Consider the following 21407-nt stretch of genomic DNA (forward strand, 5'->3'; position numbering starts at 1 on the left):
TCATGCAAAGCACCCAGCTCACCATCAATGGCGAGAGCAGAACGCTCGAAGCCGATCCGCGCACCACATTGCTCGATGCGCTGCGCAATCATCTCGGCCTTACCGGCAGCAAGAAGGGGTGCGATCACGGACAGTGCGGTGCCTGCACCGTCATCGTCAACGGACGGCGGATCAATAGCTGCCTGACGCTCGCCTGCATGCATGACGGAGACGAGGTCACGACCATCGAGGGGCTGGGCCAGCCCGGCAATCTCTCCGATCTTCAGGCAGCCTTTGTGGCGCATGACGGATACCAATGCGGTTATTGCACGCCGGGCCAGATTTGTTCCGCCACCGCGATGCTGCAGGAAGCCAAGGATAATTGGCCGAGCAATGTCTCCGAAACGCTGGAAGGCCGGTTCGAACTGACCGATGAGGAAATTTCCGAGCGCATGAGCGGCAATATCTGCCGCTGCGCTGCCTATCCGAACATTGTCGACGCCATCCGCGAAGTCGCGACGACGGGAGAGGACGCATGAAGCTGTTCGAATATGCGCGGGCCGAAGGCACCGATATGGCGGTGAAGGCCGCTGCCGAGCCGCAGGCGCGCTACATCGCCGGGGGCACCAACCTCCTCGATCTGATGAAGCTGGAAGTGATGGCGCCGGACAAGCTGGTCGACATCAACCGGCTCGATCTGAAATCGATTGAAGAGACCGACGATGGCCTTCGTATCGGCGCGCTCGTTACCAATAGCGATTGCGCGGCGCATCCGGATATTCGCAAGCATTACGGCGTCCTGTCACGCGCTATTCTGGCCGGTGCCAGCGGGCAGCTGCGCAACAAGGCGACGACCGGCGGCAATCTGTGCCAGCGCACCCGCTGCTATTATTTCTACGATACCGCGATGCCGTGCAACAAGCGCGAGCCCGGTTCGGGTTGTCAGGCGATCGGCGGCGCGACGCGGCTGCACGCGATTCTCGGTGCGTCGGACCAGTGCATCGCCACCTATCCCGGTGACATGGCCGTGGCGATGAGCGCGCTCGACGCTACCGTGGAGATAGAGGGCAAGGAAGGCGCTCGACGTCACGTTCCGGTGCGCGATTTCCATCGCCTGCCCGGCGATCACCCGGAAAAGGACAATGTGCTGGAGCAAGGTGAGCTGATCACCGCGGTTACCTTGCCCGCGCCGACGGGCGGCACGCAGATTTACCGCAAGGTGCGCGACCGCGCGTCTTATGCCTTTGCGATGGTCTCGGTCGCCGCCGATGTCCGCATGGACGGTGGAAAGATCGATCACGCCGCGCTCGCCTTCGGTGGCATTGCGCACAAACCGTGGCACGATCCCGCGATCGACGATCTGCTGAAGGGCGAAACGCCTTCTGATGCGCTATTCGACAAGGCCGCCGACATTCTCCTCACCGAGGCGAAGGGGCAGGGCGGCAATGATTTCAAGATTCCGCTCGCCCGCCGCACGCTGAAAGCCGTGCTGCGCGAAGCCACCCAGACCGGAGAGACCGCATGACCCGCCATCTCGTAATGGACGAGCCCGCCACCAAGCGCTTGCTCGACGAATTGCCGTCCAAGATCACCGGCACGCCGATGGACCGTCCCGACGGCCCGCTCAAAGTGTCCGGCACCGCAACCTATGCCCATGAATGGAACCTGCCCGGCACCGTCTACGGCGTGCTGGCCCGCGCCACCGTACCCAAGGGCAAGCTGACCGAAATTCTGAAGGATGAGGTCGAGGCGCTGCCCGGCGTGCTCGGCGTGTATTCGGACGAGCGCTTCCTGCGCAATCCGGCACAGGGCACCGCGAACGAGGCCCCGATCCAGGGGGCGGACGAGATCGCCTATCTCGGCCAGCCGGTCGCGCTGGTCGTCGCCGAAACCTTCGAGCAGGCACGCCATGGTGCCAACCGCCTGCAGATGAAGTTCGACGGCGCAGCCGACGGCGTGTTCGATCCCGAAGCGACGAATGTGCCGCACGAGCGGCCCGAGGACGATCAGCTCGATCAGGGCGATCTCGATCAGGCCATGAAGGATGCGAAATTCACCGTCGATCAGGTCTATCGCACGCCCGGACACAACAGCGCGGCGATGGAGCCGCATTGTTCGATCGCCAGCTGGGATGGTGACAAGCTGACCCTGCGGGGCAGCTATCAGATGCTGAAATATAATGTGAACGAGCTGGCCGATTCGCTTGGCATCGATGTCGAGAATGTCCGTATCCTTTCGCCCTATGTCGGCGGCGGGTTCGGATCGAAGCTCGGTATTGCGCCGGAAGCCGTCTCCGCGGCGATCGCGTCGAAAGAACTGGGCAAGCCGGTGGTGGTGGCGCTGAGCCGCCAGCAGGTGTTCGAATCGGTCATGCGCCGTTCCGAATCGCGCCAGCATATCCGGCTGGCGGCGGACGAGAGCGGCAAACTGTCCGGCCTCGGCCATGACAGCCTTGTCTCCAACCTGCCGGGCGAGGATTTTTACGAGCCGGTGATGCAGGCGACGCACTTCATCTACACCGGGGAACATCGCCGGATGCAGATGGAGGTGGCCCGCGTGAATCGCACCTGTGCCGGCTCCGTCCGCGCTCCGGGTGAGGCGATCGGCATGGTCGCGCTGGAAAATGCGATGGACGAACTGGCCGAAGCCAGCGGCATCGATCCGGTCGAGCTGCGCAAGCGCAACATTCCGGAACAGCATCCTGAAAGCGGCCAGGGCTACAGCTCGCGGCCTTTTGCCGAGGCGCTGGACGAAGGCGCGAAGCGCTTCGGCTGGGACAAGCGCAATCCGAAGCCTGCGCAAATGCGTGACGGCGAATGGTGGATCGGGATGGGCATGGCGTCCGCTGCGCGCGTGAACATGCTGATGGAAAGCCAGGCACGCGTCACGCTGAATGCGGACGGCAGCGCGGTGGTGGAAACCGACATGACCGATATCGGCACCGGTACTTACGCCATTCTGACGCAGATCGCGGCCGATATGCTGGGGCTGCCCGCGGACAAGGTAGACGTGAAGCTCGGCGACAGCGATTTTCCCACGGCGTCCGGTTCGGGCGGCAGCTTCGGCGCGGCATCCAGCGGTTCATCCGTATTCCTCGCCTGCCAGGATATCCGCGCGCAGATTGCGGAAAAGCTGGGCATCGGCGAAGACGATGTCGTTCTCGAGGACGGCAAGGCGGGTGGCAAGGCGCTCGCCGACGTCCTGGATGGTACGTCACTGACCGGCGAGGGCCATATCGAGCCAGGCGAGACTGCCGATGACAGAAAGCAGGCCACTTATGGCAGTTATTTCGCCGAAGTCGCCGTTAACGGCGTCACCGGTGAAACGCGCGTCCGCCGCCTCACCGCCGTATTCGGTGCGGGCCGTATCCTGAACGAGAAGACCGCGACCAGCCAATGCTATGGCGGCTGCATCTGGGGCATCGGCATGGCGCTGCACGAGGAGCTAATGTTCGACCAGCGCGACGGGCATCTCGTCAATCGCGACCTGGCCGAATATCATGTGCCGGTGAACCTCGATGTGCCGCAGATCGACGTGCACTTGCTCGAAGAACGCGACGATTGGGCGAGCCCGATCCAGTCCAAGGGTATCGGCGAACTGGGCCTTTGCGGCGCGGCTGCGGCGGTGACGAACGCGATCTACAACGCCACCGGCGTGCGCGTGCGCGACTATCCGGTGACGCTCGACAAGCTGCTCGATCAACTGCCGGAGATGTAGGACGATCGTGCCGGGCTTCGGTACGAACCGGGGCCCGGCGCAGATCAGCCCGGCAGATCACTCGGCCGGTCGATATCGCGCAATTCACCAGGTTCGACTGCGATAGTCACGGTTTCCCGTGACGCGAGATAGCTTCCAGCCCCCCGGTCCCCTTCGATCTCCAGCAAGGCGTCGAAACAGCTGCTGCCGATCAGCGCGGGGGCTCCGGGCGCGCCATCGACCTGACGAACGGCGCAGGCACTGGTTGGAAGCCCGTCATGCGTAACGAGCAGATTCGCAATCGTCGCGTGCGACAGATAGGGCATATCGGCGAGTCCCAAAAGCAGCGCGTCGGCCCCTTGTTCGCGCGCAAAACCGACCGCACAATGTAGCGAACTCGCCATTCCGCTGGCCGCCAGCGGATTGTTGATCAGCCTTGCACCCGCTTCCTTCGCGAACAGTGGCACGTCGTCCGGCACCACAATGGCGCTGGCGAGCCAGTCCAATTCTCCCAGCACGGCCCAGCTCCACGCGCCGATCCTTCGTCCGTCCAGCATCGCATCCAGCTTGCCGCCGCCGAAGCGACTTCCCGCACCGGCCGCGAGCAAAACGGCTGCAACCCGGTCAGCCTTCATAGGCGAAGCGCTCATAAGCGGCGACGATCTGCGACAGCGCGCTCATCGCGAGGACCATCGGATCGCGGGCCCGCTCGATCAGACCTACCGGGCTGCGAACGCGGGCGATGGCCTCTGCCCCGAAACCGAGTTCCTCCAGCATTGCTGCGCGCGCCGCCCGCGCCTGCGCGCCTCCTTGCGCGCCGATGAAATAAACGTCCGTTTCCAGCGCCCACGGGAGCAGCCCGCGCTCCCACTCATGATCGTGGAACAGAAGCAGGATTGCCGTCCATGGATCGACCGTCACGCCCTCCGGCGCGCGGCCGAGCGACAGGCTGCCGCCTTCGCTACCCTGTGGCCACAAGGTCTCGACCAGCACGCCCATCGACGCGCCCAATTGCCGCGCGGCGTCCATTTCCGGACCGGCACCACATAGCAGCAGCCGCAGCGGCGGGGCGTAGCGTCGGTTGAAATGCGCGCCGGTGCGCCCGGTTGGCCGATCGACGTCGCCCGGCTCCACCGCGCCGCCTTCCAGCGGCCAGGCCAAGGCAGCGGGGCGGCGCGCATCGAGCGTACGTACTGCATCGGCGCACAGGCCCGCATCGGGCGCGGCGTCGACCAGCACGTCGAGCCCGCCGCCACAAGGTAGGCGAAAATCGATATTGGGCGAACCCGCACCATAGCGCAGCTTTTCGCGCGGAATATCGCTGTGACCGAGCCGCCGGGCATCTTCGGCGAGCGCCGCCTCCAGGCATCCGTCCGCCAGATCGCCTGCGAAACTTCCGTCCGCGCGGATCGCCAACTGCGCGCCGGTGCGCCGGGAGAAGCTGCCGTCGATCTGCGTGACGGTGGCCAGCGCCGCGCCAGGCGTCGCCGCTGCGCGCAGGGCGGCATCGTCGCGCCAGCGCGCCGGATCAGTTTGGTTTTGGTCCATGATCGGCAGGTGGGCGGTCCCGCGCATCGGTTCAAGCGCGAAATCGGTTGATCCCGCCCTCGCTTTCGGGTGAGAGCGGCGTCCATGAAAATGTCCCGATTTCTCGTGCCGACCCTTAAGGAAGCGCCTTCCGATGCGGTCGCGGTCTCGCACAAGCTGGCGCTGCGCGCCGGGCTGATCCATCAGGAAGCCGCCGGCATCTTCAGCTGGTTGCCGCTCGGCATTCGCGTCCTGAAAAAGATCGAGCAGATCGTGCGCGAGGAAATGGACCGCGCGGGCGCCGTCGAGGTGCTGCTGCCGACGATCCAGAAGGCCGATCTGTGGCGCAAATCCGGCCGCTATGACGATTACGGCGCGGAGATGCTGCGCATCAAGGACCGACATGATCGCGACTTTCTGTTCGGCCCCACCGCCGAAGAGGTGATGACCGAGATCGTCGGCGCGCATGTGAACAGCTATCAGCAGCTGCCTGTCATTCTCTACAACATTCAGTGGAAGTTCCGCGATGAGGTGCGCCCGCGCTTCGGTGTGCTGCGCAGCCGCGAATTCCTGATGAAGGACGCCTACAGCTACGATCTGGACGAGGCCGGCGCGCGCGAAAGCTACAACCGCATGTTCGTGGCCTATCTCAACATCTTTTCGCGGCTTGGCCTCTCGGTTCTGCCGGTGCGCGCCGATCCCGGCCCGATCGGCGGCGATCTGTCGCACGAGTTCATGCTGCTCGCCAAGACCGGCGAATCGATGGTTTACGCGGATGATCGTGCGCTGGGCCTGCCCGCGCCCGGTGCCCCGCCGGAGGATCGCGCTGAATTGCAGGCGTTGGTCGACGAGCGGCTCGCGCCTTATGCGGCCAGCGACGAGCTGCACGACGCGTCCGAATATGAAGCGCGCGTGGAAGAGGGCCACCGGATGGAAGCCCGCGGCGTGGAAGTGGGCCATATCTTCTTCTTCGGCGACAAATATTCCCGTTCGATGGATGTGAAGCTCGACGGGCCGGATGGTCAGCCGATCGCGTTGCAGAGCGGCAGCTACGGCGTCGGCGTATCGCGCCTCGTCGCCGCCATCATCGAGGCGAGCCATGACGAAAAAGGCATCATCTGGCCCGAAGCGGTGGCTCCTTTTCATGTCGGCATCGTCAATCTGGCGCCCGACAAGGAGGAGGTCAGCGCGCTTGCCAACAAGGTTTATGATGCACTGGAAGGGGCAGGGCGGCAGTGCTTGCTGGACGATCGCAAGATCCGCGCCGGCGGCAAGTTTGCCGACATGGACCTGATCGGCCTGCCTTGGCAGGTGGTGATTGGCCCCCGTTCCGTCGCCAGTGGTGAGCTGGAGCTGAAGAACCGCGCCAGCGGCGAAACGGTCTCGCTCGGCTTCGACAATATGATCGCCCGCCTTACCCAAGGCTCGGCCGGAAACTGACCATGCTGCCGCCGTCCGGCCAGCCCTTCGTCCTGTTGGACGATGCGCGGCCGGATGGGACGCCTGCACGGCTCTATCGCAATCCGGTGCGGATCATCCGGGCGGATGAGCCCCATGAGCTGCCGACGCTAATGAAGACATTGCGCGGCGCGCGGGCCGATGGCCTGCATGTGGCGGGTTATCTGGCCTATGAGGCGGGCCTCGCGATGGAACCCGCGCTTGCCGTACGCATGCCCTCCCGCAGGCCAAGTCCGCTGGCCTGGTTCGGACTGTTCGATAATTGGGAGCATTTCGATTCGGCGCATCATGCCGATCCCGGCGGCGCATGGCTTGGCGATTGGACGCCCGAATGGAGCCGCGCAGAATATGATGCGGCCTTCGGTGCGGCGCTCGACCTGATCCGGGCGGGCGATGTGTACCAGGTAAACCTGACCTTCCGCAGCAAGGCGGCTTTTTCCGGCGATCCGCGCGCCTTGTTCGCGGCGCTGAGGAGCCGGGGTGCTGCCGGTTATGGCGCGCTGGTGCATGACGGCGCGGACTGGCTGCTGAGCTTCTCCCCCGAGCTGTTCTTTTCGCTGAAGGGCGAAAAGGTGCGGGCCAAGCCGATGAAGGGCACCGCCGCCCGGCACGTAGATTCCCGCGCCGACGCTGCGGCAGCGCGAGACCTTGCCGCCGATCCCAAGCAGCGCGCGGAAAATCTGATGATCGTCGATCTGCTGCGCAACGATCTATCGCGCGTTTGCATGCCTGGTAGCGTCCTGGCCGGTCCGCTATTTGCCGTGGAAAGCTATCCGACCGTCCATCAAATGGTGTCCGGGGTGCACGGTCAAATCGCGCCGGACAGCGATGCGGTGGACCTGATCGAAAAGCTGTTCCCCTGCGGCTCGATCACCGGCGCACCGAAAATCCGTGCGATGGAAGTGATAGACGGTTTGGAGAAAAGCCCGCGAGGGGCTTATTGCGGCGCAATCGGCAGGATCGATGCCAATGGCGATGCGGCGTTCAATGTCGCCATCCGGACTTTGCACTTGCAAGCGGGCGGCGGGTCGGTTTCACTCGGCCTTGGATCAGGGGTGGTGGCGGACAGCGTCGCCGGCAAGGAATGGGCCGAATGTCTGGCCAAGGGGGAATTTGCGCGCGTGGACCGGCAATTCGATCTGATCGAGACCATGGCCTTCGATCCGCGTGCGGGGCTGATCCGGATCGAGCGGCATCTGGAGCGGCTGAAGGAGAGCGCGCGGCAGCTCGGCTTCGAATGCGATCGCCATGCTCTGCGCAACGATTTGCACGCGGCGACCTTCCACCTGACCCAACCTTCAAAAGTGCGGCTGATGCTGGCGCGTTCCGGCGCGAGCGCGATCGAGGTGCGGCCCGCGCCGTTGCATCCGGAAGCAGGCTGGAAGGTAGCACTCGCCCCTCTTCCGGTGGGGCCGGAGGATTTTCGCCTGTCTCACAAAACCAGTGACCGTGCGTTCTATGATGCCCCGCGAAAGGCCCATGGCGGCTGCGACGAGATTTTGTTTACCGACGCGGCGGGGTTTCTCACCGAAGGCAGCTATAGCAATGTCTTTGTAGAGAAAGACGGTGTCTACCATACCCCGCCACTTGCACGGGGGCTGCTGCCTGGCGTCCTGCGTGCCGAGCTGATCGAGACCGGGCAGGCGATTGAGGCGGACCTGAGGCCGGACGATCTGGCTCATGGATTTTTGTGCGGTAATAGTCTTCGCGGTCTTGTTTCCGCGCGGCTGATCCCCACAAATTAACAAGCGACAACAACCACATTCACGATGCGCTAAGCAGTGCCGTCTATAGTGGCGTTGCACTTGGCGGACATGTCTGTCCGTTCGGTCCGCGATAAAATATAACAAGAAAGCCAAGGATAAGGGCAGCTCCCATGCTCAAGCTGAAAAAAATGTTTCAATCCGATCTTTTCTGGAGCCTCAGCGGCGGATTCGCGCTCGGCGCGGTTGCCATGGTTACCTTGCCGACACCGGATGCGGAAATTTCCAGCTACGCACAGCATGCACCGTCAACGGCTTTGGAGCAGTCATGAAAAAAACACTCGTCTTGATCGCCGGATCCGCCGCGCTCGCGGGCGCCGCGCTGAGCTTTTCGCCCGGTAATGGCGGACTGATCAGCGTCGCGCATGCGGCCGACGGTCAGCACATTCCCCAGGCGGCCTTGCGTTCCAGCGAGTCGGGATTGAAAACGGCGGTGTTCGCCGGTGGTTGTTTCTGGGGGCTCGAAGCCGTTTTCGAGCATGTCGCGGGCGTCAAAAAGGTAGTCGACGGCTATGCCGGTGGCAGCAAGGCCACGGCTAATTACGAGCGCGTCGGTCGCGGCGATACCGGCCATGCCGAATCGGTAAAGATCACCTACGATCCGTCGAAAATTCGCTACGATCAGCTTCTGCGCATCTTCTTCTCGGTCGCGCATGATCCCACGCAGGTGAACCAGCAGCTGCCCGATCATGGTACGCAATATCGCAGCCTGATCGTGCCGCAGTCGAAAGAACAGCTTCGCGTGGCGAAGGCCTATATCGCGCAGCTCGACAAGGCGGATGTCTATTCCAAACCGATCGCGACGGAAATCGAGACCAGCCAGCCTTTCTACATGGCTGAGGAATACCATCAGAATTTCGCCAAAAAGAACCCGAACCATCCCTATATCGTGCGATGGGATGCGCCGAAGGTTGCCGCGCTCAAGCGCATCTGGCCGGGGGTGTATTCCGCCAAGCCATCGGCCTGACGGTGAAAGCAGCTTCCATCATAGGATAAAAGAAAACCCCGGCTCTCACCGGGGTTTCTTTTTGCCGTAGAGGGATAAGCCTTATTTCGGGCTCATCACCATCAGCATCTGACGGCCTTCCATGCGGGGCATCGCCTCGATCTTGGCGGCTTCCTTCATGTCCTCGGACAGCTTCTGGAGCAATTCCATGCCGAGTTCCTGATGGGCCATTTCGCGGCCGCGGAAGCGGATGGTGACCTTCACCTTGTCGCCGTTGTCGATGAACTTCACGACGTTCTTCAGCTTCACCTGATAGTCGTGCTCATCGATATTCGGACGCATCTTGATCTCTTTGATGTCCTGCGTCTTCTGCGTCTTGCGCTGGGCGTTGGCCTTTTTCTGGGCCTCGTACTTGTACTTGCCCACGTCCAGGAACTTCGCGACCGGCGGATCGGCATTGGGCGAGACCTCAACCAGATCGAGACCGACTGCGGCTGCTTCCCGGATTGCGTCGCGCGTATCCATGACGCCGAGGTTTTCGCCCTCGCCATCGATCACGCGAACGGTGTCCGACTGGATAAACTGGTTGAAGCGCGGTCCGCTCTTGGGCGGGGGCGTCATCGAACGCCGGGACATGGGGGCAGCTATAGCAAGGTCTCCTGAGATTCTGTTGGTCAGCTTAATATAGTGGTCTTCGCGCGATTGCGAAAGGGGGCGGGTGAGCGCGCCCTTCAAGGACGCGCTCTATCCAACTCGTCAGTTAAGATCTGGTGCCTTCGCCTCGCCAGAGAGCCGCGCGATGACATCGTCCAGGCTCAGCACCTTCTGATGTTCGTCGCTGCCCAGAACGCGCAGCGCCACTGTGCCCTCCTCCGCCTCGCGTTTGCCGACGACGAGCAGGTTCGGAACCTTGGCGAGCGAATGCTCGCGCACCTTGTAGTTGATCTTTTCGTTGCGCAGGTCCGTCTCCACGCGCAGTCCCGCCGCGCGCAGTTTCTCGGCAACGTCCTTCGCATAATCGTCGGCGTCGGAGACGATGGTGGCGACCACCGCCTGCACCGGTGCAAGCCAGGTCGGCAGCTTGCCCGCAAAATGCTCGATCAGGATGCCGATGAACCGCTCGTAGGAGCCGAAAATGGCGCGGTGGAGCATCACCGGGCGATGCTTCTCACCGTCTTCACCGATATAGCTGGCGTCCAGACGATCGGGCAGCACGCGGTCGGACTGGATCGTGCCGACCTGCCAGGTCCGCCCGATCGCATCGGTCAGGTGCCATTCCAGCTTGGGCGCATAGAAAGCGCCTTCGCCGGGCAGCTCTTCCCAGCCATAGTCTTCGGTGGCGAGGCCCGCCTCGACAACCGCGTTGCGCAGCTCGTCTTCGGCCTTGTCCCAATCGGCGTCCGAACCGAAGCGCTGTTCGGGGCGCAGCGCCAGTTTGATCGAATAGGTGAAGCCGAAATCGCGGTAGACTCGGTCGGCCAGTTCGCAGAATTTGCGCACCTCGCCCACGATCTGGTCTTCGGTGCAGAAGATGTGCGCATCGTCCTGCGTGAATTGGCGCACGCGCATCAGGCCGTGCAGCGCGCCATGCGGTTCGTTGCGGTGGCAGCAGCCCATCTCGCCCAGGCGCAGCGGCAGGTCGCGATAGGATTTGATGCCCTGTTTGAAGACCAGCACATGGGCCGGGCAGTTCATCGGCTTCAGCGCCATCCACTGCGCGTCGTCGCTGACCAGCGGGCCTTCGTCTTCTGTGTTCGGCACCTCATCGGGGATCACGAACATGTTCTCGCGATATTTACCCCAATGGCCGGACTGCTCCCACTGGCGCGCGTCCATCAGCTGCGGGGTCTTGATCTCGCGGTAGCCCGCACCGTCCATGGCGCGGCGCATATAGGCCTCCAGCTCGCGCCAGATGCGATAGCCCTTGGGGTGCCAGAAGACACTGCCATGCGCCTCCTCCTGCAGATGGAACAGGTCCATCTCGCGGCCTAGCTTGCGGTGGTCGCGCTTGGCCGCTTCCTCGAGGCGGATGAGATGCTGCTTCAGCTGTTTACGGTCGAGCCAGCCCGTGCCGTAGATGCGGCTGAGCATGGCGTTCTTCTGGTCGCCGCGCCAATAGGCACCCGAAACGCGCGTCAGCTTGAACGCGTCCGGCGCCAGCTTGCCGGTGCTGGCAAGGTGCGGGCCGCGGCACATGTCGAGCCAGTCGCCTGCCCGGTAAACCGTCAGTTCCTCGCCCTCGGGCAGCTCGCCGGCCCACTCGGCCTTGAACGTCTCGCCATGATCCTCGAACCACTGGATCAGCTGCTGGCGGGTCCAGACTTCGCGCACCAGCGGGGTATCCGCGGCGATCAGGCGGCGCATCTCCTCCTCGATTCGCGGCAGATCCTCTTCGGTGAACTGGCCGTGATCGGCAGGCGGGGCGAAGTCGTAATAAAAGCCGTCGTCGGTCGCCGGACCAAAGGTGATCTGCGTGCCGGGGAACAGGTTCTGCACCGCCTCGGCAAGCACATGCGCGTAATCGTGGCGCGCCAATTCCAGCGCCTCATCGACATCGCGGTTGGTGACGAGCGCGAGCTCCGCATCTTCTTCGATCGGACGGCCGATGTCGCGCATCTCGCCGTTCACCTTGGCCGCGATCGCCGCTTTGGCGAGCCCCGGTCCGATCGCCGCGGCCACGTCCGCCGGCGTAGTCCCGCGCTCGACTTCGCGCGCGGAACCGTCGGGCAGGGTGATCTTGATCATCTCGGACATGGAAAAGGGGCTCGTCTCGCTGGTGAAAACTGCGGCCTAGATAGAGAGGCGGGCGCAACATGGGAAGTCGTCTACGGGTAGCGCAGAGACGCGAATGCCAAGCGGGGACTAAGAGACCTTGCCAAAATGAAAAGGACACTTGACACAGCATCGGATCAGAATGTAAAGCAAACCATACCTTATGGATATGGAGCTTTACGCATGACGAACTGGAAATCTGCCTTGCCTTGGGGCCTCGCCATCCTTGTCATCGCGCTCTTCGCGCGCATGAACTGGATCGACGGCGATGCGGGGCGAACCCTGATCATCGCCTTCGCGGCACTTGCGGTCACCTCGTTGGCGCGCACGCGGCGCTGCGGCCTTCTGCGCCGAGGCGCCTGAGCGGTGGCCGCGTCGAAAGCCCCGGCACGCCGCTATCTCCGGCGTCTATCGACCGCGATGGCGATCTACCTTCTCTCGCTGTTTGCTGGGGAATATCTGATCGAACGCGATCTGGTCAGCGGCCCCGTCACCTGGGTGCTGGCGCTTCTGCCCGGCCTTGCCATCATCGGCGCTTTCTGGGCGATCGCTATGCTGATCGTCGAGACCGAGGACGAATTCATCCGCATGCTGATGGTGCGTCAGGTGATGATCGGCACCGGCTTCGCGCTCTCGATCGCGACGATCTGGGGCTTTCTCGAGAATTTCGAGCTGGTACCGCATGTCGATGCGTACTGGGTCGCGATCCTCTGGTTCGGCGGCTTCGGCCTCGGCGCGTGCGTAAACCGGCTGACCCACGGCGCGTGGGGCAATGTGAAATGAAGAACCGCCTCAAGGTCCTGCGCGCCGAGCGGGACTGGACCCAGAGCGATCTGGCCGAGCGGCTGGAAATCTCGCGCCAGAGCGTGAACGCCATCGAAACCGGCCGCTACGATCCCTCGCTCCCGCTCGCCTTCAAGATCGCCGGCCTGTTCGAGATGGCCATCGAGGAGATTTTTTCCCCCGCCGGTTGAGAGGGGTGCGCGGGAGCGACGGAACGCTTAGGCTTGCCCGATGGCCGGGCGGTTCAAACTCAAAGCACAGCTCTATCGGGGCGAAGACGTCGCGATCGGGCCGGGAAAGGCGGATCTGCTGGAGGCGATCGCCGAAACCGGATCGATCTCGGCGGCCACCCGCGCGCTCGGCATGAGTTATCGTCGCGGATGGCTCCTCGTGGAGGTAATGAACCGTTCGTGGAAGGAGCCGCTGGTCGAAACGGTGGTTGGCGGACGATCCGGGACCAGCCTCACTGATCTCGGGCGGCAGGTGCTGGCCGACTATCGCGCGCTGGAGACGGAACTGGCGGCGCTATCGAACGGGGCGGCGGCCAAGCGTCTCGAAGCGCTTTTGGCCGAGGATTGAACCCTTTCCATCGGCGCCGGTTGCTGTATCTGCCGGTATATAGCAACGCGGTATGGAGTGATGAGGGGTCTGGGATGGCAGCAGGGCGGATCATGGCGGCCATATCAGACGCGCGGGCCGTGGCGATCCTTTGTCTTGCGCTGGCGCTTTCCCTCTTGGCGGCATGTGGACCCGCGACGAGCGACAGGGAAAGCGGTTCGGCGGTGAACGCGCCGCCACTGGTGCTCGCCGCGTCCAGCCTGCAGGAATCGCTGGAGGCGGCGGCGGACGCCTGGGCCGCCAAGGAGCATGAGCGACCGACATTGTCCTTCGCCGCAACTTCCGCGCTTGCCCGTCAGATTGACGAGCGGGCGCCTGCGGACCTGTTCCTGTCCGCCGATCAGCAATGGATGGATCATGTCGAAGCGCGCGGGCTGATCGATCCGAAAAGCCGTGCGAATTTCGTCGGCAATAGCATCGTGCTGGTGGCGCCGCGAAACAGTAATCTTTCCTGGAGCCCGGGCGGCGATCTGTCGCTGGCGCTGGGCGACGGCAAGCTCGCCATGGCAGATCCCGACGCAGTGCCCGCGGGGAAATATGGCAAGGCCGCGCTAGAGAGCCTCGGGCAGTGGAATGCGGTTTCCCCTGATATCGTGCGCGCCGAGAATGTGCGCGCTGCCCTGGCATTTGTGGAGCGCGGGGCTGCGGCGGCGGGCGTGGTCTACGGCACCGATGCCGCCGCGTCGGACAAGGTGCGCGTCGTCGCAACTTTTCCCGCCAGCTCGCATCCGCCGATTGTCTATCCGCTGGCGCAATTGAACAGCTCTCGATCGAAAGATGCTGCTGCGTTTCGCGGCTTTCTGCTTTCGCCTGAGGGGCAGGCAATCTTCCGCCGCTACGGCTTTACCGCGCCCTGATGCTGAGCGCAGCCGAATGGGGCGTGGTGGCGCTGTCGCTCAAGGTCAGCCTGACTGCGATGGCCGCGACGCTGCCGATCGCTTTTGCGCTCGCCTGGGTTCTGGCGCGCGCACGATTTCCGGGCCGTTTCCTGCTCGATGCGCTGGTCCATCTGCCGCTCGTGCTGCCGCCGGTAGTGATCGGCTGGTTGCTGCTCATCGCATTCGGAACGGATGGGCCGGTGGGCCGCTGGCTGGAAAGCTGGTTCGGCGTCACCGTCATCTTCCGCTGGACCGGCGCGGCCATTGCCGCCGCCGTGATGGCACTGCCGCTGATGGTCCGCGCGATTCGCCTCTCGATCGAACAGATCGACCGGCGGCTGGAGGGGGCGGCCCGCACGCTGGGTGCCTCACGCACCCACGCCTTTTTCACGATCAGCCTGCCGCTGTGCTTTCCAGGTATCTTGGCGGGCACGATCCTCGGTTTCGCCCGCTCGATCGGCGAGTTCGGCGCGACCATCACCTTCGTCTCCAATATTCCGGACGAAACGCGCACGCTGCCGCTCGCCATCTATTCGGCGCTGCAGGTGCCCGGCGCGGAGGCGGAGGTACTACGGCTCGCGCTTATCTCGATCGCGCTGTCGCTTGGCGCACTGATCGCATCCGAAGCGCTTGCGCGACGCGGACAACGGAGCGGCCATGTCTTTTGACGTCGATGCCACATGCCGGTTCGAAGGCCGGACCGTGGCCGCGCGCTTTGCCACCGGACCCGGCCTTACCGCGCTGTTCGGCCCTTCCGGCGCGGGCAAGTCGAGCGTTCTGAACATGGTCGCCGGGTTGCTGAAGCCGGCGCGAGGGAGGATCGTCGTGGCGGGTGAGACCTTGTTCGATGAGGCGACTGATCTGCCGCCCGAGCGCCGGCGCGCCGGATACGTCTTTCAGGATGCGCGGCTGTTTCCGCATAAGCGCGTGGCGGCCAATCTGCGTTACGGCGAAAAACTCACCGCGGTTACCGAACGCTGGATCAGTTTCGAGCGGACTATTGAATTTCTAGGGATCGAACATCTGCTGGGCCGCTGGCCGCGCAGCCTTTCGGGCGGAGAGGCGCAGCGCGTCGCGATTGGCCGGGCGCTGTTGTCCGCGCCGCGCTTCCTGCTGATGGACGAACCGCTCGCCAGTCTGGACGGCGCGCGGAGGGAGGAGATCATGCGGGTGATCGAGCGCATACGCGACGATCTGAAACTGCCGGTCCTCTACGTCAGCCATGATCGCAGCGAAGTCGAGCGCCTCGCCGATCATATCATCGAAATGGGTTAGCCGAGCCCGAGGAAAAGTCCCGCCAGCGCTGCGCTCATCAGATTGCTGAGTGATCCGGCAAGCAGTGCCTTGATGCCCAGCCGCGCGATGACGGGACGCTGATTGGGGGCCAGGCTGCCGGTCACCGCCATCTGGATCGCAATCGAGCTGAAATTGGCAAAGCCGCACAAGGCAAAGGTGACGATTGCCACCGTGGGGGCGGAGAGGCCGCTGGCATTGCCGAGGCTGATGAAGGCGACGAATTCGTTCAGGACGATTTTTTCGCCGAACAGGCCGCCCGCGCGGATCGCCTCGTCCCACGGCACGCCGATCAGGAACATGATGGGCGAAAAGATATAGCCGATGATGCGCTGGAAGGTGAGGTCGGCAATGCCGAACCAATCGCCGATGCCGCCGAGGATGCCGTTCGCCAGCGCCACGAGTGCAACGAAAGCAAGCACCATGGCACCCACGGCCACGGCCAGCTTCACACCCGTCTGCGCGCCTTGGCTGGCGGCCATGATGATGTTTTCCGCACGCTCTTCCTCTATCGGCGCGGCTTCCACTTCGGTGGTGGTGGCGACCGCGTCGGGGTGCCCGCGGGGCAGATCGGTGCCGTCGGTCAGCTCCGATTTCTCGCGATGCGGATCGCGCAGCGTCATCGGCTTGTGGCTGGGCTTCAGCTCGTCCGGCATCATCATCTTGGCCATCAGAATGCCGCCCGGCGCGCTCATGAAGGCGGCGGCGAGCAGATAGTCGATGCGGATGCCCATGGCGGCGTAAGCAGCGAGGATCGTGCCAGCCACACCCGCCATGCCGACGCTCATCACCGTGAACAGCTGCTGCGGGGTAAGATTGGCGAGATAGGGCCGGATGACGAGCGGCGATTCGCTCTGCCCGACGAAGATGTTCGCCGCCGCGCACAGGCTTTCCACCTTACTGATTCCGGTAACGCGTTCCAGCGCGCCGCCGATCCAGCGGATCACGAACTGCATCACCTTCAGATAATAGAGTACGGAGATCAGCGAGGCGAAGAAGATGATCACGGGTAGCGCAGCGATGGCGAAGCTGTTGCCACCGATTTCCGGCGCGGCGAGCGGGCCGAACAGGAACTGTGTGCCCGCCTCTGCATATCCCAGCAAATTGGAAACGCCGCGCGCCAGGAACTGCAGCACGTCATTGCCCCACGGAACGTAGAGCACCAGCGCGGCAAAGCCGGCCTGCAATGCGAATGCGGCGCCCACGACGCGCAGACGGATCGCGCGGCGGTTGGACGACAGCGCAAAGGCGATGAGCAGGATCAGCGCGATCCCGCACAGGCTATAGAATATGCGCATCGATTCGAGGGGCCCCTTCGCCGCTTCGCTCCGTGCGCCGTCTTTGCGGTTTCGTGACATAAACGCAAGGACGCGCTTGCGGGCGCGGCCATTCTGCCGCTAGCAGCGGCTTCATGGAAACACCCGCCGGTTCGCGGCTGATGCCGCTGTCACTGTTCGTCTTCGCGCTCTTCTACGGTGGTATGACCGTGCTGTCCGGCGTGCTGGGCAACAAGCAGGTGGCCCTGGGGCCGCTTGCCGTGGAAGCCGGCATCTTCGGCTTTCTGCTGCTGGTCGTCCTGTCCAGCGCGGTGGCCGAACTGCACGGGCGCAAGGCGGCGAACCGCCTCGTCCTGATCGGCTTTGCGCCGCTCGTCGGATCGATGCTGCTGATCCTGCTCGTCCTCGGCCTCCCGGCTGCGGAGGATATGGACCCGGCGCGGCTGGAAGGCTTTCAGCTGATCTTGGGGCAGAGCCCCAGGCTGATGGTGGCCGGCATTATCGCTTACGGCATCTCGCAATTCCTGAACGTCACTATCTTCAGCGCCCTGCGCGGGCGAGAGGGCAGCCGCTTTCTGGCCTTCCGCGGCGCGGTGGGCAGCGCGCTGAGCCAAATCGTGGATACATTGCTATTCATCACGATCGCTTTCTACGGCGTGTTTCCCATCTGGGAGCTGCTGCTCGGTCAGATGCTGGCAAAGGTGACGTTGTCGATCGTCGTGGTGCCCTTTCTGATTGTCGGCGCGGTGAAGCTGGGCCGCTGGCTCGATGGAAAGCCTCTTCTATGACGCACGATCCCGCCATGCTGCAAAAGGCCGAAACGCTGGCCGAGGCGCTGCCCTATCTGCAGGCGTATGCCGGCCGCACCTTCGTGGTGAAATATGGCGGCCACGCGATGGGCGATGCGGAGCTCGCGCGCGCCTTTGCCGAGGATGTCGTGCTGCTGAAGGCGGTCGGCATCAATCCGGTGGTGGTGCATGGCGGCGGCCCTCAGATCGGCGCGATGCTGAAACGCACCGGCGTGGAGAGCGAGTTCGTCGATGGCCTGCGCGTCACCGATGCCGCGACCGCGGAGATTGCCGAAATGGTGCTGTCCGGCGCGATCAACAAGCAGCTGGTCGGCTGGATCAACGCGGCAGGCGGCAAGGCGGTAGGCCTGTCCGGCAAGGACGCCAATCTGGTCACCGCCACCAAGCTTCAACGCACCAAGCGCGATCCGGACAGCAATATCGAACGGGTGGTCGATCTCGGTTTCGTGGGCGAACCTTCGAAGATCGATCGTACCATCGTCGATACACTGACCGGTGCCGGCATGATCCCGGTGATCGCGCCGATCGGTGCGGGCGAAGATGGCCATAGCTACAATATCAACGCGGACACCATGGCGGGCGCCATCGCCGGCGCGCTGGAGGCGGCGCGATTGTTCCTGCTGACGGATGTTGCCGGCGTTCTCGATGCGGATAAGCAGCTGCTCACCGATCTAAATCCGTCGCAGATCGGAAAGCTGACCGATCAGGGCGTGATCTCGGGCGGCATGATTCCGAAGCTCGAAACCTGCGTGCAGGCAGTCGAAGGCGGAGTGGACGCCGCTGTCATCCTGGACGGTCGGGTGCCGCATGCGATGCTGATCGAAATGTTCACCCGCCGCGGTGCCGGTACGCTGATCCGGCTAAGCGAGGCGGCGGGCTGAGGGAACATCGGGCGCTGCGCATGGGTTGATGCCGCAAGCATGTTCTGATGTGGAGTTTTTCCGTGCGCGCCATTTTTCTCCTCGCCCCCCTTCTGCTTGCAGCGTGCAATTCCGGGTCGGCCGAGCAGCCCGCCAAGGATGCATCGGAAACGCCGCAGACGGCGGAGATGCCGATGTCAGCAACCGTGCCCACCCCGCTGCCGTCGCCGGCAGCGACGCCTCAGCCGACATCCTTCACCGAAGAGGCGAGCGGTCCAGCCGATATGGCACCTGCTGAGCTGGTACCGGCAGCCGAAAAGGGCGAAAAAGGCGCGCGCAATGTGCTGCTGTTCTGGGGCGCCGCGCTGGAGCAGAAGCAGTTCGCCAAGGCGTGGGCGCAATTCGGTGAGGACGGAAAGCGCAGCGGCATGAGCCAGCAGCAATATGCCGAGAGCTTCGCCCCCTATGACACCATCACCGTCGCAATGCCGAACGGCCGGATGGAGGGCGCGGCTGGCAGCCTCTATTACACCGCGCCGACGACCATCACCGGCACACTGAAATCAGGCGGAAATTACAAGCTGCAAGGGCCCGTCATTTTGCGCCGCGTGGACGATGTGCCCGGCGCGACGGCCGAGCAGCTCCGTTGGCATATCTATTCCACGGACCTGAAGCGCGTCGATTGAGCCTCCTGCGAACGCGGAGTTTGCGGACGCAGCCTTGACGGAGCCTCAAGGCGTCTTACCTCGCTAAAACAGTTGATGCCGCCGCGGGCCTCGCCTAGTGGCGGGCGCAATCCAGCGGAGTCGCCATGCTTACCTTCTTGGGAATCCTAATCCAGATCCTCGGGCTGCTTTCCAGCATCCTGATCACGGTCGTCATCGTTCAGTTCGTCCTCAGCCTGCTGATCGCGTTCAACGTGGTCAGCATGTCCAACCAGTTCGTGTCCGCGATCTATCAGTCGCTGAATATGATCCTCGACCCCGTGCTGCGCCCGATCCGCCGGATCATGCCGGATACGGGCATGATCGACTTCTCGCCCATCGTGCTGATCTTCGGCTTACGCGTGCTGATGATCATCCTCGAAGGCATCGCCAGTTCCATTGCCAGCGGAGCTTGACGCATGACATCCGATCGCCTGATCGACGGCAAGGCTTTTGCCGCTGAGCTGCGCGCGCGCGTGGGCGGGCTCGTGCCTGCGTTTCGGGATCATGCGGGCCGCGCGCCCGGTCTCGCCGTGGTTTTGGTGGGGGAAGATCCGGCCAGCGCCGTCTATGTCCGCGCCAAGGGCAAAGCGACGCGCGAGGCGGGCATGGAAAGCTTCGAGCACCGCCTGAACGATGACGTATCGCAGGAAGAGCTGATCAGTCTGGTTCAGCGGCTTAACGCGGACGAGACGGTGGACGGTATCCTGGTACAGCTTCCCCTGCCGGATCATATCGATGACAAGGCCGTGATCGCCGCGATCGATCCGGACAAGGACGTCGATGGCTTCCATGTCGTCAACGCAGGCCGCTTGGCGGTGGGCGAAGAGGCGATGGTGCCGTGCACCCCGCTCGGGTGCCTGATGCTGCTGCGGGACCGGCTCGGCGATCTTTCGGGACTCGATGCCGTGGTCATCGGCCGCTCCAACATCGTCGGCAAGCCGATGGCCCAGCTGCTGCTGCGCGAAAATTGCACTGTCACCATGGCGCATAGCCGCACGCGCGATCTGGAGGCGGTGGTGCGCCGCGCAGACATCGTCGTTGCCGGCGTGGGCCGGGCGGAGATGGTGCGCGGGAATTGGCTGAAGCCGGGCGCGACCGTGATCGATGTCGGCATCAACCGCGTACCCGGCAGCGAAGAGGGCAAGACGCGGCTGGTGGGCGATGTTGCCACCGCCGAGGCGCTGGACCATGTCGGCGCGATCACGCCGGTGCCCGGCGGCGTCGGGCCGATGACGATCGCCTGTCTGCTCCGCAACACCCTGGTGGCCGCGCACCGCCGCGCCGGCCTGAGCGACCCCGAGGGTCTGTGAAACGCGCGCTGGCCCTAATGCTGCTGGCCGGGCTTGCCGCCTGCGCGAGCGGCCCCGGTTCGCGGCGCGGCGAGCGGGCGCCGGACGGCCAGCGTGTGCTGCGCGGCTATGACGGCTCCCAGCTTGAACGCACCGCCAGTCCCAGCGCGCTCGTTGCCGAGCAGATCGCGCTGAGCCAGGCCGCGCGGGAGGACGGGCAGTGGACCGCGCTGCGCGATTTTGCCGCCGCCGACGCGGTCATGTTCGTGCCGCAGCTCGTGCGGGCGCAGGATTGGCTGAACAATCGTGCCAATCCGGCAGCGGCCATGCGCTGGCAGCCGCATGAAGTCGTCATGTCCTGCGACGGGCGCACCGGCGCCACCACCGGCGCGATGCAGCGGCCCGACGGCAGCTTCGGTTACTATACGACCATCTGGCACCGTCCCTATACGCGCAGCGGCAAATGGGGCTGGGTGCTGACCCATGAGGCGACGCTGGCCACGCCGCGACGCGAGCCCGATTTCGTGCGCACCCGCATCGGCGATTGCCGCGGCGATGTGCCCACCGTGACACAGAACGCCGCGCCTACCGCAAACAGCATCGAAGGCCGCTCGGATGACCGGACGATCGTCTGGCGCGCCTTGGTGCAGCCCGACGGCAGCCGTCAGGTCATCGTCGATCTGTGGCAGGGTTCGGGGTACGAGACGGTGATCGACGACCGCGTCGCCGCGCCGCAGGGGAATGGAGCCTGA

At 64.0% G+C, this 21407-nt stretch carries 25 protein-coding genes; 20 read left to right on the top strand and 5 right to left on the bottom strand.

Going from position 1 to position 21407, the window contains the following annotated elements:
* The first annotated feature begins 2 nt into the window (after window positions 1-2).
* From I6A82_RS03660 to I6A82_RS03670, 3 genes are read left to right on the top strand one after another with little or no spacing between them, the layout of a single operon-like run.
* Window positions 3-518, top strand: coding sequence for a 2Fe-2S iron-sulfur cluster-binding protein (locus I6A82_RS03660; protein ID WP_198093779.1), 516 nt, complete (start codon window positions 3-5; stop codon window positions 516-518).
* The gene (locus tag I6A82_RS03665) at window positions 515-1504 is read left to right on the top strand and encodes an FAD binding domain-containing protein (RefSeq protein WP_198093780.1); all 990 of its coding nucleotides are present in this window, start codon (window positions 515-517) and stop codon (window positions 1502-1504) included. The genes I6A82_RS03660 and I6A82_RS03665 overlap by 4 nt, the downstream gene beginning before the upstream one ends.
* On the top strand, window positions 1501-3696 hold the full coding sequence (locus I6A82_RS03670) for a xanthine dehydrogenase family protein molybdopterin-binding subunit (protein ID WP_198093781.1): 2196 nt from the start codon (window positions 1501-1503) through the stop codon (window positions 3694-3696). Before I6A82_RS03665 ends, I6A82_RS03670 begins: the two co-directional genes overlap by 4 nt.
* A 44-nt stretch (window positions 3697-3740) precedes the next feature.
* On the opposite strand, the gene I6A82_RS03675 is transcribed toward I6A82_RS03670, so the two are convergent.
* Both I6A82_RS03675 and I6A82_RS03680 read right to left on the bottom strand, forming a co-directional pair.
* On the bottom strand, window positions 3741-4310 hold the full coding sequence (locus I6A82_RS03675) for a nucleotidyltransferase family protein (protein WP_198093782.1): 570 nt from the start codon (window positions 4308-4310) through the stop codon (window positions 3741-3743).
* Window positions 4300-5223 (bottom strand): XdhC family protein, encoded by a 924-nt coding sequence (locus I6A82_RS03680; RefSeq protein ID WP_198093783.1) that lies wholly within the window; start codon window positions 5221-5223, stop codon window positions 4300-4302. Before I6A82_RS03680 ends, I6A82_RS03675 begins: the two co-directional genes overlap by 11 nt.
* Before the next feature lie 84 nt (window positions 5224-5307).
* Here I6A82_RS03680 and proS point away from each other — a divergent pair, with 84 nt between their 5' ends.
* The 4 genes from proS to msrA all read left to right on the top strand — a co-directional run bounded on the left by proS (window position 5308) and on the right by msrA (window position 9390).
* Window positions 5308-6642, top strand: a complete 1335-nt coding sequence (gene proS, locus I6A82_RS03685; RefSeq protein WP_198093784.1) for a proline--tRNA ligase — start codon at window positions 5308-5310, stop codon at window positions 6640-6642.
* A 2-nt stretch (window positions 6643-6644) separates the two neighbouring features.
* Window positions 6645-8405, top strand: a complete 1761-nt coding sequence (pabB, locus tag I6A82_RS03690; RefSeq protein ID WP_198093785.1) for an aminodeoxychorismate synthase component I — start codon at window positions 6645-6647, stop codon at window positions 8403-8405.
* 131 nt (window positions 8406-8536) lie between these two features.
* Window positions 8537-8695, top strand: a complete 159-nt coding sequence (locus I6A82_RS03695; protein WP_198093786.1) for a hypothetical protein — start codon at window positions 8537-8539, stop codon at window positions 8693-8695.
* A complete protein-coding gene (gene msrA / locus I6A82_RS03700) occupies window positions 8692-9390 on the top strand; it encodes a peptide-methionine (S)-S-oxide reductase MsrA (RefSeq protein WP_198093787.1) in 699 nt (232 codons plus the stop codon). The genes I6A82_RS03695 and msrA overlap by 4 nt, the downstream gene beginning before the upstream one ends.
* Window positions 9391-9471: 81 nt before the next feature.
* Here msrA and infC read toward each other — a convergent pair whose 3' ends face one another.
* Both infC and thrS read right to left on the bottom strand, forming a co-directional pair.
* On the bottom strand, window positions 9472-10005 hold the full coding sequence (infC, locus tag I6A82_RS03705) for a translation initiation factor IF-3 (RefSeq protein ID WP_187335083.1): 534 nt from the start codon (window positions 10003-10005) through the stop codon (window positions 9472-9474).
* A gap of 120 nt (window positions 10006-10125) precedes the next feature.
* Window positions 10126-12123 (bottom strand): threonine--tRNA ligase, encoded by a 1998-nt coding sequence (thrS, locus tag I6A82_RS03710; RefSeq protein WP_198093788.1) that lies wholly within the window; start codon window positions 12121-12123, stop codon window positions 10126-10128.
* A gap of 201 nt (window positions 12124-12324) precedes the next feature.
* On the opposite strand from thrS, the gene I6A82_RS03715 reads away from it, so the two are divergent.
* From I6A82_RS03715 to I6A82_RS03745, 7 genes are all read left to right on the top strand, one after another.
* The gene (locus I6A82_RS03715) at window positions 12325-12504 is read left to right on the top strand and encodes a hypothetical protein (protein WP_198093789.1); all 180 of its coding nucleotides are present in this window, start codon (window positions 12325-12327) and stop codon (window positions 12502-12504) included.
* A 3-nt stretch (window positions 12505-12507) separates the two neighbouring features.
* Entirely contained in the window at window positions 12508-12924 is a 417-nt protein-coding gene (locus I6A82_RS03720; protein WP_246449455.1) for a hypothetical protein, read from the top strand.
* Window positions 12921-13115 (top strand): helix-turn-helix transcriptional regulator, encoded by a 195-nt coding sequence (locus I6A82_RS03725; RefSeq protein WP_198093790.1) that lies wholly within the window; start codon window positions 12921-12923, stop codon window positions 13113-13115. The genes I6A82_RS03720 and I6A82_RS03725 overlap by 4 nt, the downstream gene beginning before the upstream one ends.
* Window positions 13116-13155: 40 nt before the next feature.
* Window positions 13156-13503 carry a winged helix-turn-helix domain-containing protein gene (locus tag I6A82_RS03730; protein ID WP_198093791.1) on the top strand — a complete coding sequence of 116 codons (348 nt, stop codon included), beginning with the start codon at window positions 13156-13158 and terminating at the stop codon, window positions 13501-13503.
* Between the two features lie 92 nt (window positions 13504-13595).
* The gene (gene modA / locus I6A82_RS03735; protein WP_198093792.1) at window positions 13596-14399 is read left to right on the top strand and encodes a molybdate ABC transporter substrate-binding protein; all 804 of its coding nucleotides are present in this window, start codon (window positions 13596-13598) and stop codon (window positions 14397-14399) included.
* On the top strand, window positions 14399-15088 hold the full coding sequence (gene modB / locus I6A82_RS03740; protein WP_198093793.1) for a molybdate ABC transporter permease subunit: 690 nt from the start codon (window positions 14399-14401) through the stop codon (window positions 15086-15088). Before modA ends, modB begins: the two co-directional genes overlap by 1 nt.
* Window positions 15078-15695, top strand: coding sequence for a molybdenum ABC transporter ATP-binding protein (locus I6A82_RS03745; RefSeq protein ID WP_198093794.1), 618 nt, complete (start codon window positions 15078-15080; stop codon window positions 15693-15695). Before modB ends, I6A82_RS03745 begins: the two co-directional genes overlap by 11 nt.
* Here I6A82_RS03745 and I6A82_RS03750 read toward each other — a convergent pair.
* Window positions 15692-17011 carry a NupC/NupG family nucleoside CNT transporter gene (locus I6A82_RS03750; protein WP_198093795.1) on the bottom strand — a complete coding sequence of 440 codons (1320 nt, stop codon included), beginning with the start codon at window positions 17009-17011 and terminating at the stop codon, window positions 15692-15694. The genes I6A82_RS03745 and I6A82_RS03750 overlap by 4 nt on opposite strands.
* 113 nt (window positions 17012-17124) lie before the next feature.
* Here I6A82_RS03750 and I6A82_RS03755 point away from each other — a divergent pair, with 113 nt between their 5' ends.
* The 6 genes from I6A82_RS03755 (at window position 17125) to I6A82_RS03780 (ending at window position 21407) form a co-directional block, all read left to right on the top strand.
* A complete protein-coding gene (locus I6A82_RS03755; protein ID WP_198093796.1) occupies window positions 17125-17778 on the top strand; it encodes a queuosine precursor transporter in 654 nt (217 codons plus the stop codon).
* Window positions 17775-18680, top strand: a complete 906-nt coding sequence (gene argB / locus I6A82_RS03760; protein ID WP_198093797.1) for an acetylglutamate kinase — start codon at window positions 17775-17777, stop codon at window positions 18678-18680. Before I6A82_RS03755 ends, argB begins: the two co-directional genes overlap by 4 nt.
* 47 nt (window positions 18681-18727) lie before the next feature.
* The gene (locus I6A82_RS03765; protein WP_198093798.1) at window positions 18728-19345 is read left to right on the top strand and encodes a hypothetical protein; all 618 of its coding nucleotides are present in this window, start codon (window positions 18728-18730) and stop codon (window positions 19343-19345) included.
* A gap of 125 nt (window positions 19346-19470) precedes the next feature.
* Window positions 19471-19779 (top strand): YggT family protein, encoded by a 309-nt coding sequence (locus I6A82_RS03770; RefSeq protein ID WP_187335095.1) that lies wholly within the window; start codon window positions 19471-19473, stop codon window positions 19777-19779.
* Window positions 19780-19782: 3 nt separating this feature from the next.
* Window positions 19783-20676: a bifunctional methylenetetrahydrofolate dehydrogenase/methenyltetrahydrofolate cyclohydrolase FolD gene (gene folD / locus I6A82_RS03775; protein ID WP_198093799.1), complete on the top strand. Its 894-nt coding sequence runs from the start codon at window positions 19783-19785 to the stop codon at window positions 20674-20676.
* Window positions 20673-21407, top strand: coding sequence for a hypothetical protein (locus I6A82_RS03780; RefSeq protein ID WP_198093800.1), 735 nt, complete (start codon window positions 20673-20675; stop codon window positions 21405-21407). Before folD ends, I6A82_RS03780 begins: the two co-directional genes overlap by 4 nt.

The sequence above is a fragment of the Novosphingopyxis sp. YJ-S2-01 genome (genome assembly GCF_016093175.1).
Taxonomy (GTDB): domain Bacteria; phylum Pseudomonadota; class Alphaproteobacteria; order Sphingomonadales; family Sphingomonadaceae; genus Novosphingopyxis; species Novosphingopyxis iocasae.

Bases quoted from the DNA above. Each gene is read 5' to 3' on its own strand.
- folD (WP_198093799.1), top strand. From the start codon at position 19,783: ATGACATCCGATCGCCTGATCGACGGCAAGGCTTTTGCCGCTGAGCTG.
- I6A82_RS03670 (WP_198093781.1), top strand. From the start codon at position 1,501: ATGACCCGCCATCTCGTAATGGACGAGCCCGCCACCAAGCGCTTGCTC.
- proS (WP_198093784.1), top strand. From the start codon at position 5,308: ATGAAAATGTCCCGATTTCTCGTGCCGACCCTTAAGGAAGCGCCTTCC.
- I6A82_RS03755 (WP_198093796.1), top strand. From the start codon at position 17,125: ATGGAAACACCCGCCGGTTCGCGGCTGATGCCGCTGTCACTGTTCGTC.
- I6A82_RS03730 (WP_198093791.1), top strand. From the start codon at position 13,156: ATGGCCGGGCGGTTCAAACTCAAAGCACAGCTCTATCGGGGCGAAGAC.
- infC (WP_187335083.1), bottom strand. From the start codon at position 10,005: ATGTCCCGGCGTTCGATGACGCCCCCGCCCAAGAGCGGACCGCGCTTC.
- I6A82_RS03715 (WP_198093789.1), top strand. From the start codon at position 12,325: ATGACGAACTGGAAATCTGCCTTGCCTTGGGGCCTCGCCATCCTTGTC.
- pabB (WP_198093785.1), top strand. From the start codon at position 6,645: ATGCTGCCGCCGTCCGGCCAGCCCTTCGTCCTGTTGGACGATGCGCGG.
- I6A82_RS03745 (WP_198093794.1), top strand. From the start codon at position 15,078: ATGTCTTTTGACGTCGATGCCACATGCCGGTTCGAAGGCCGGACCGTG.
- I6A82_RS03765 (WP_198093798.1), top strand. From the start codon at position 18,728: ATGTGGAGTTTTTCCGTGCGCGCCATTTTTCTCCTCGCCCCCCTTCTG.
- I6A82_RS03675 (WP_198093782.1), bottom strand. From the start codon at position 4,310: ATGAAGGCTGACCGGGTTGCAGCCGTTTTGCTCGCGGCCGGTGCGGGA.
- I6A82_RS03725 (WP_198093790.1), top strand. From the start codon at position 12,921: ATGAAGAACCGCCTCAAGGTCCTGCGCGCCGAGCGGGACTGGACCCAG.
- thrS (WP_198093788.1), bottom strand. From the start codon at position 12,123: ATGTCCGAGATGATCAAGATCACCCTGCCCGACGGTTCCGCGCGCGAA.
- I6A82_RS03695 (WP_198093786.1), top strand. From the start codon at position 8,537: ATGCTCAAGCTGAAAAAAATGTTTCAATCCGATCTTTTCTGGAGCCTC.
- modA (WP_198093792.1), top strand. From the start codon at position 13,596: ATGGCGGCCATATCAGACGCGCGGGCCGTGGCGATCCTTTGTCTTGCG.
- I6A82_RS03680 (WP_198093783.1), bottom strand. From the start codon at position 5,223: ATGGACCAAAACCAAACTGATCCGGCGCGCTGGCGCGACGATGCCGCC.
- I6A82_RS03770 (WP_187335095.1), top strand. From the start codon at position 19,471: ATGCTTACCTTCTTGGGAATCCTAATCCAGATCCTCGGGCTGCTTTCC.
- I6A82_RS03665 (WP_198093780.1), top strand. From the start codon at position 515: ATGAAGCTGTTCGAATATGCGCGGGCCGAAGGCACCGATATGGCGGTG.
- I6A82_RS03750 (WP_198093795.1), bottom strand. From the start codon at position 17,011: ATGCGCATATTCTATAGCCTGTGCGGGATCGCGCTGATCCTGCTCATC.
- modB (WP_198093793.1), top strand. From the start codon at position 14,399: ATGCTGAGCGCAGCCGAATGGGGCGTGGTGGCGCTGTCGCTCAAGGTC.
- I6A82_RS03660 (WP_198093779.1), top strand. From the start codon at position 3: ATGCAAAGCACCCAGCTCACCATCAATGGCGAGAGCAGAACGCTCGAA.
- argB (WP_198093797.1), top strand. From the start codon at position 17,775: ATGACGCACGATCCCGCCATGCTGCAAAAGGCCGAAACGCTGGCCGAG.
- msrA (WP_198093787.1), top strand. From the start codon at position 8,692: ATGAAAAAAACACTCGTCTTGATCGCCGGATCCGCCGCGCTCGCGGGC.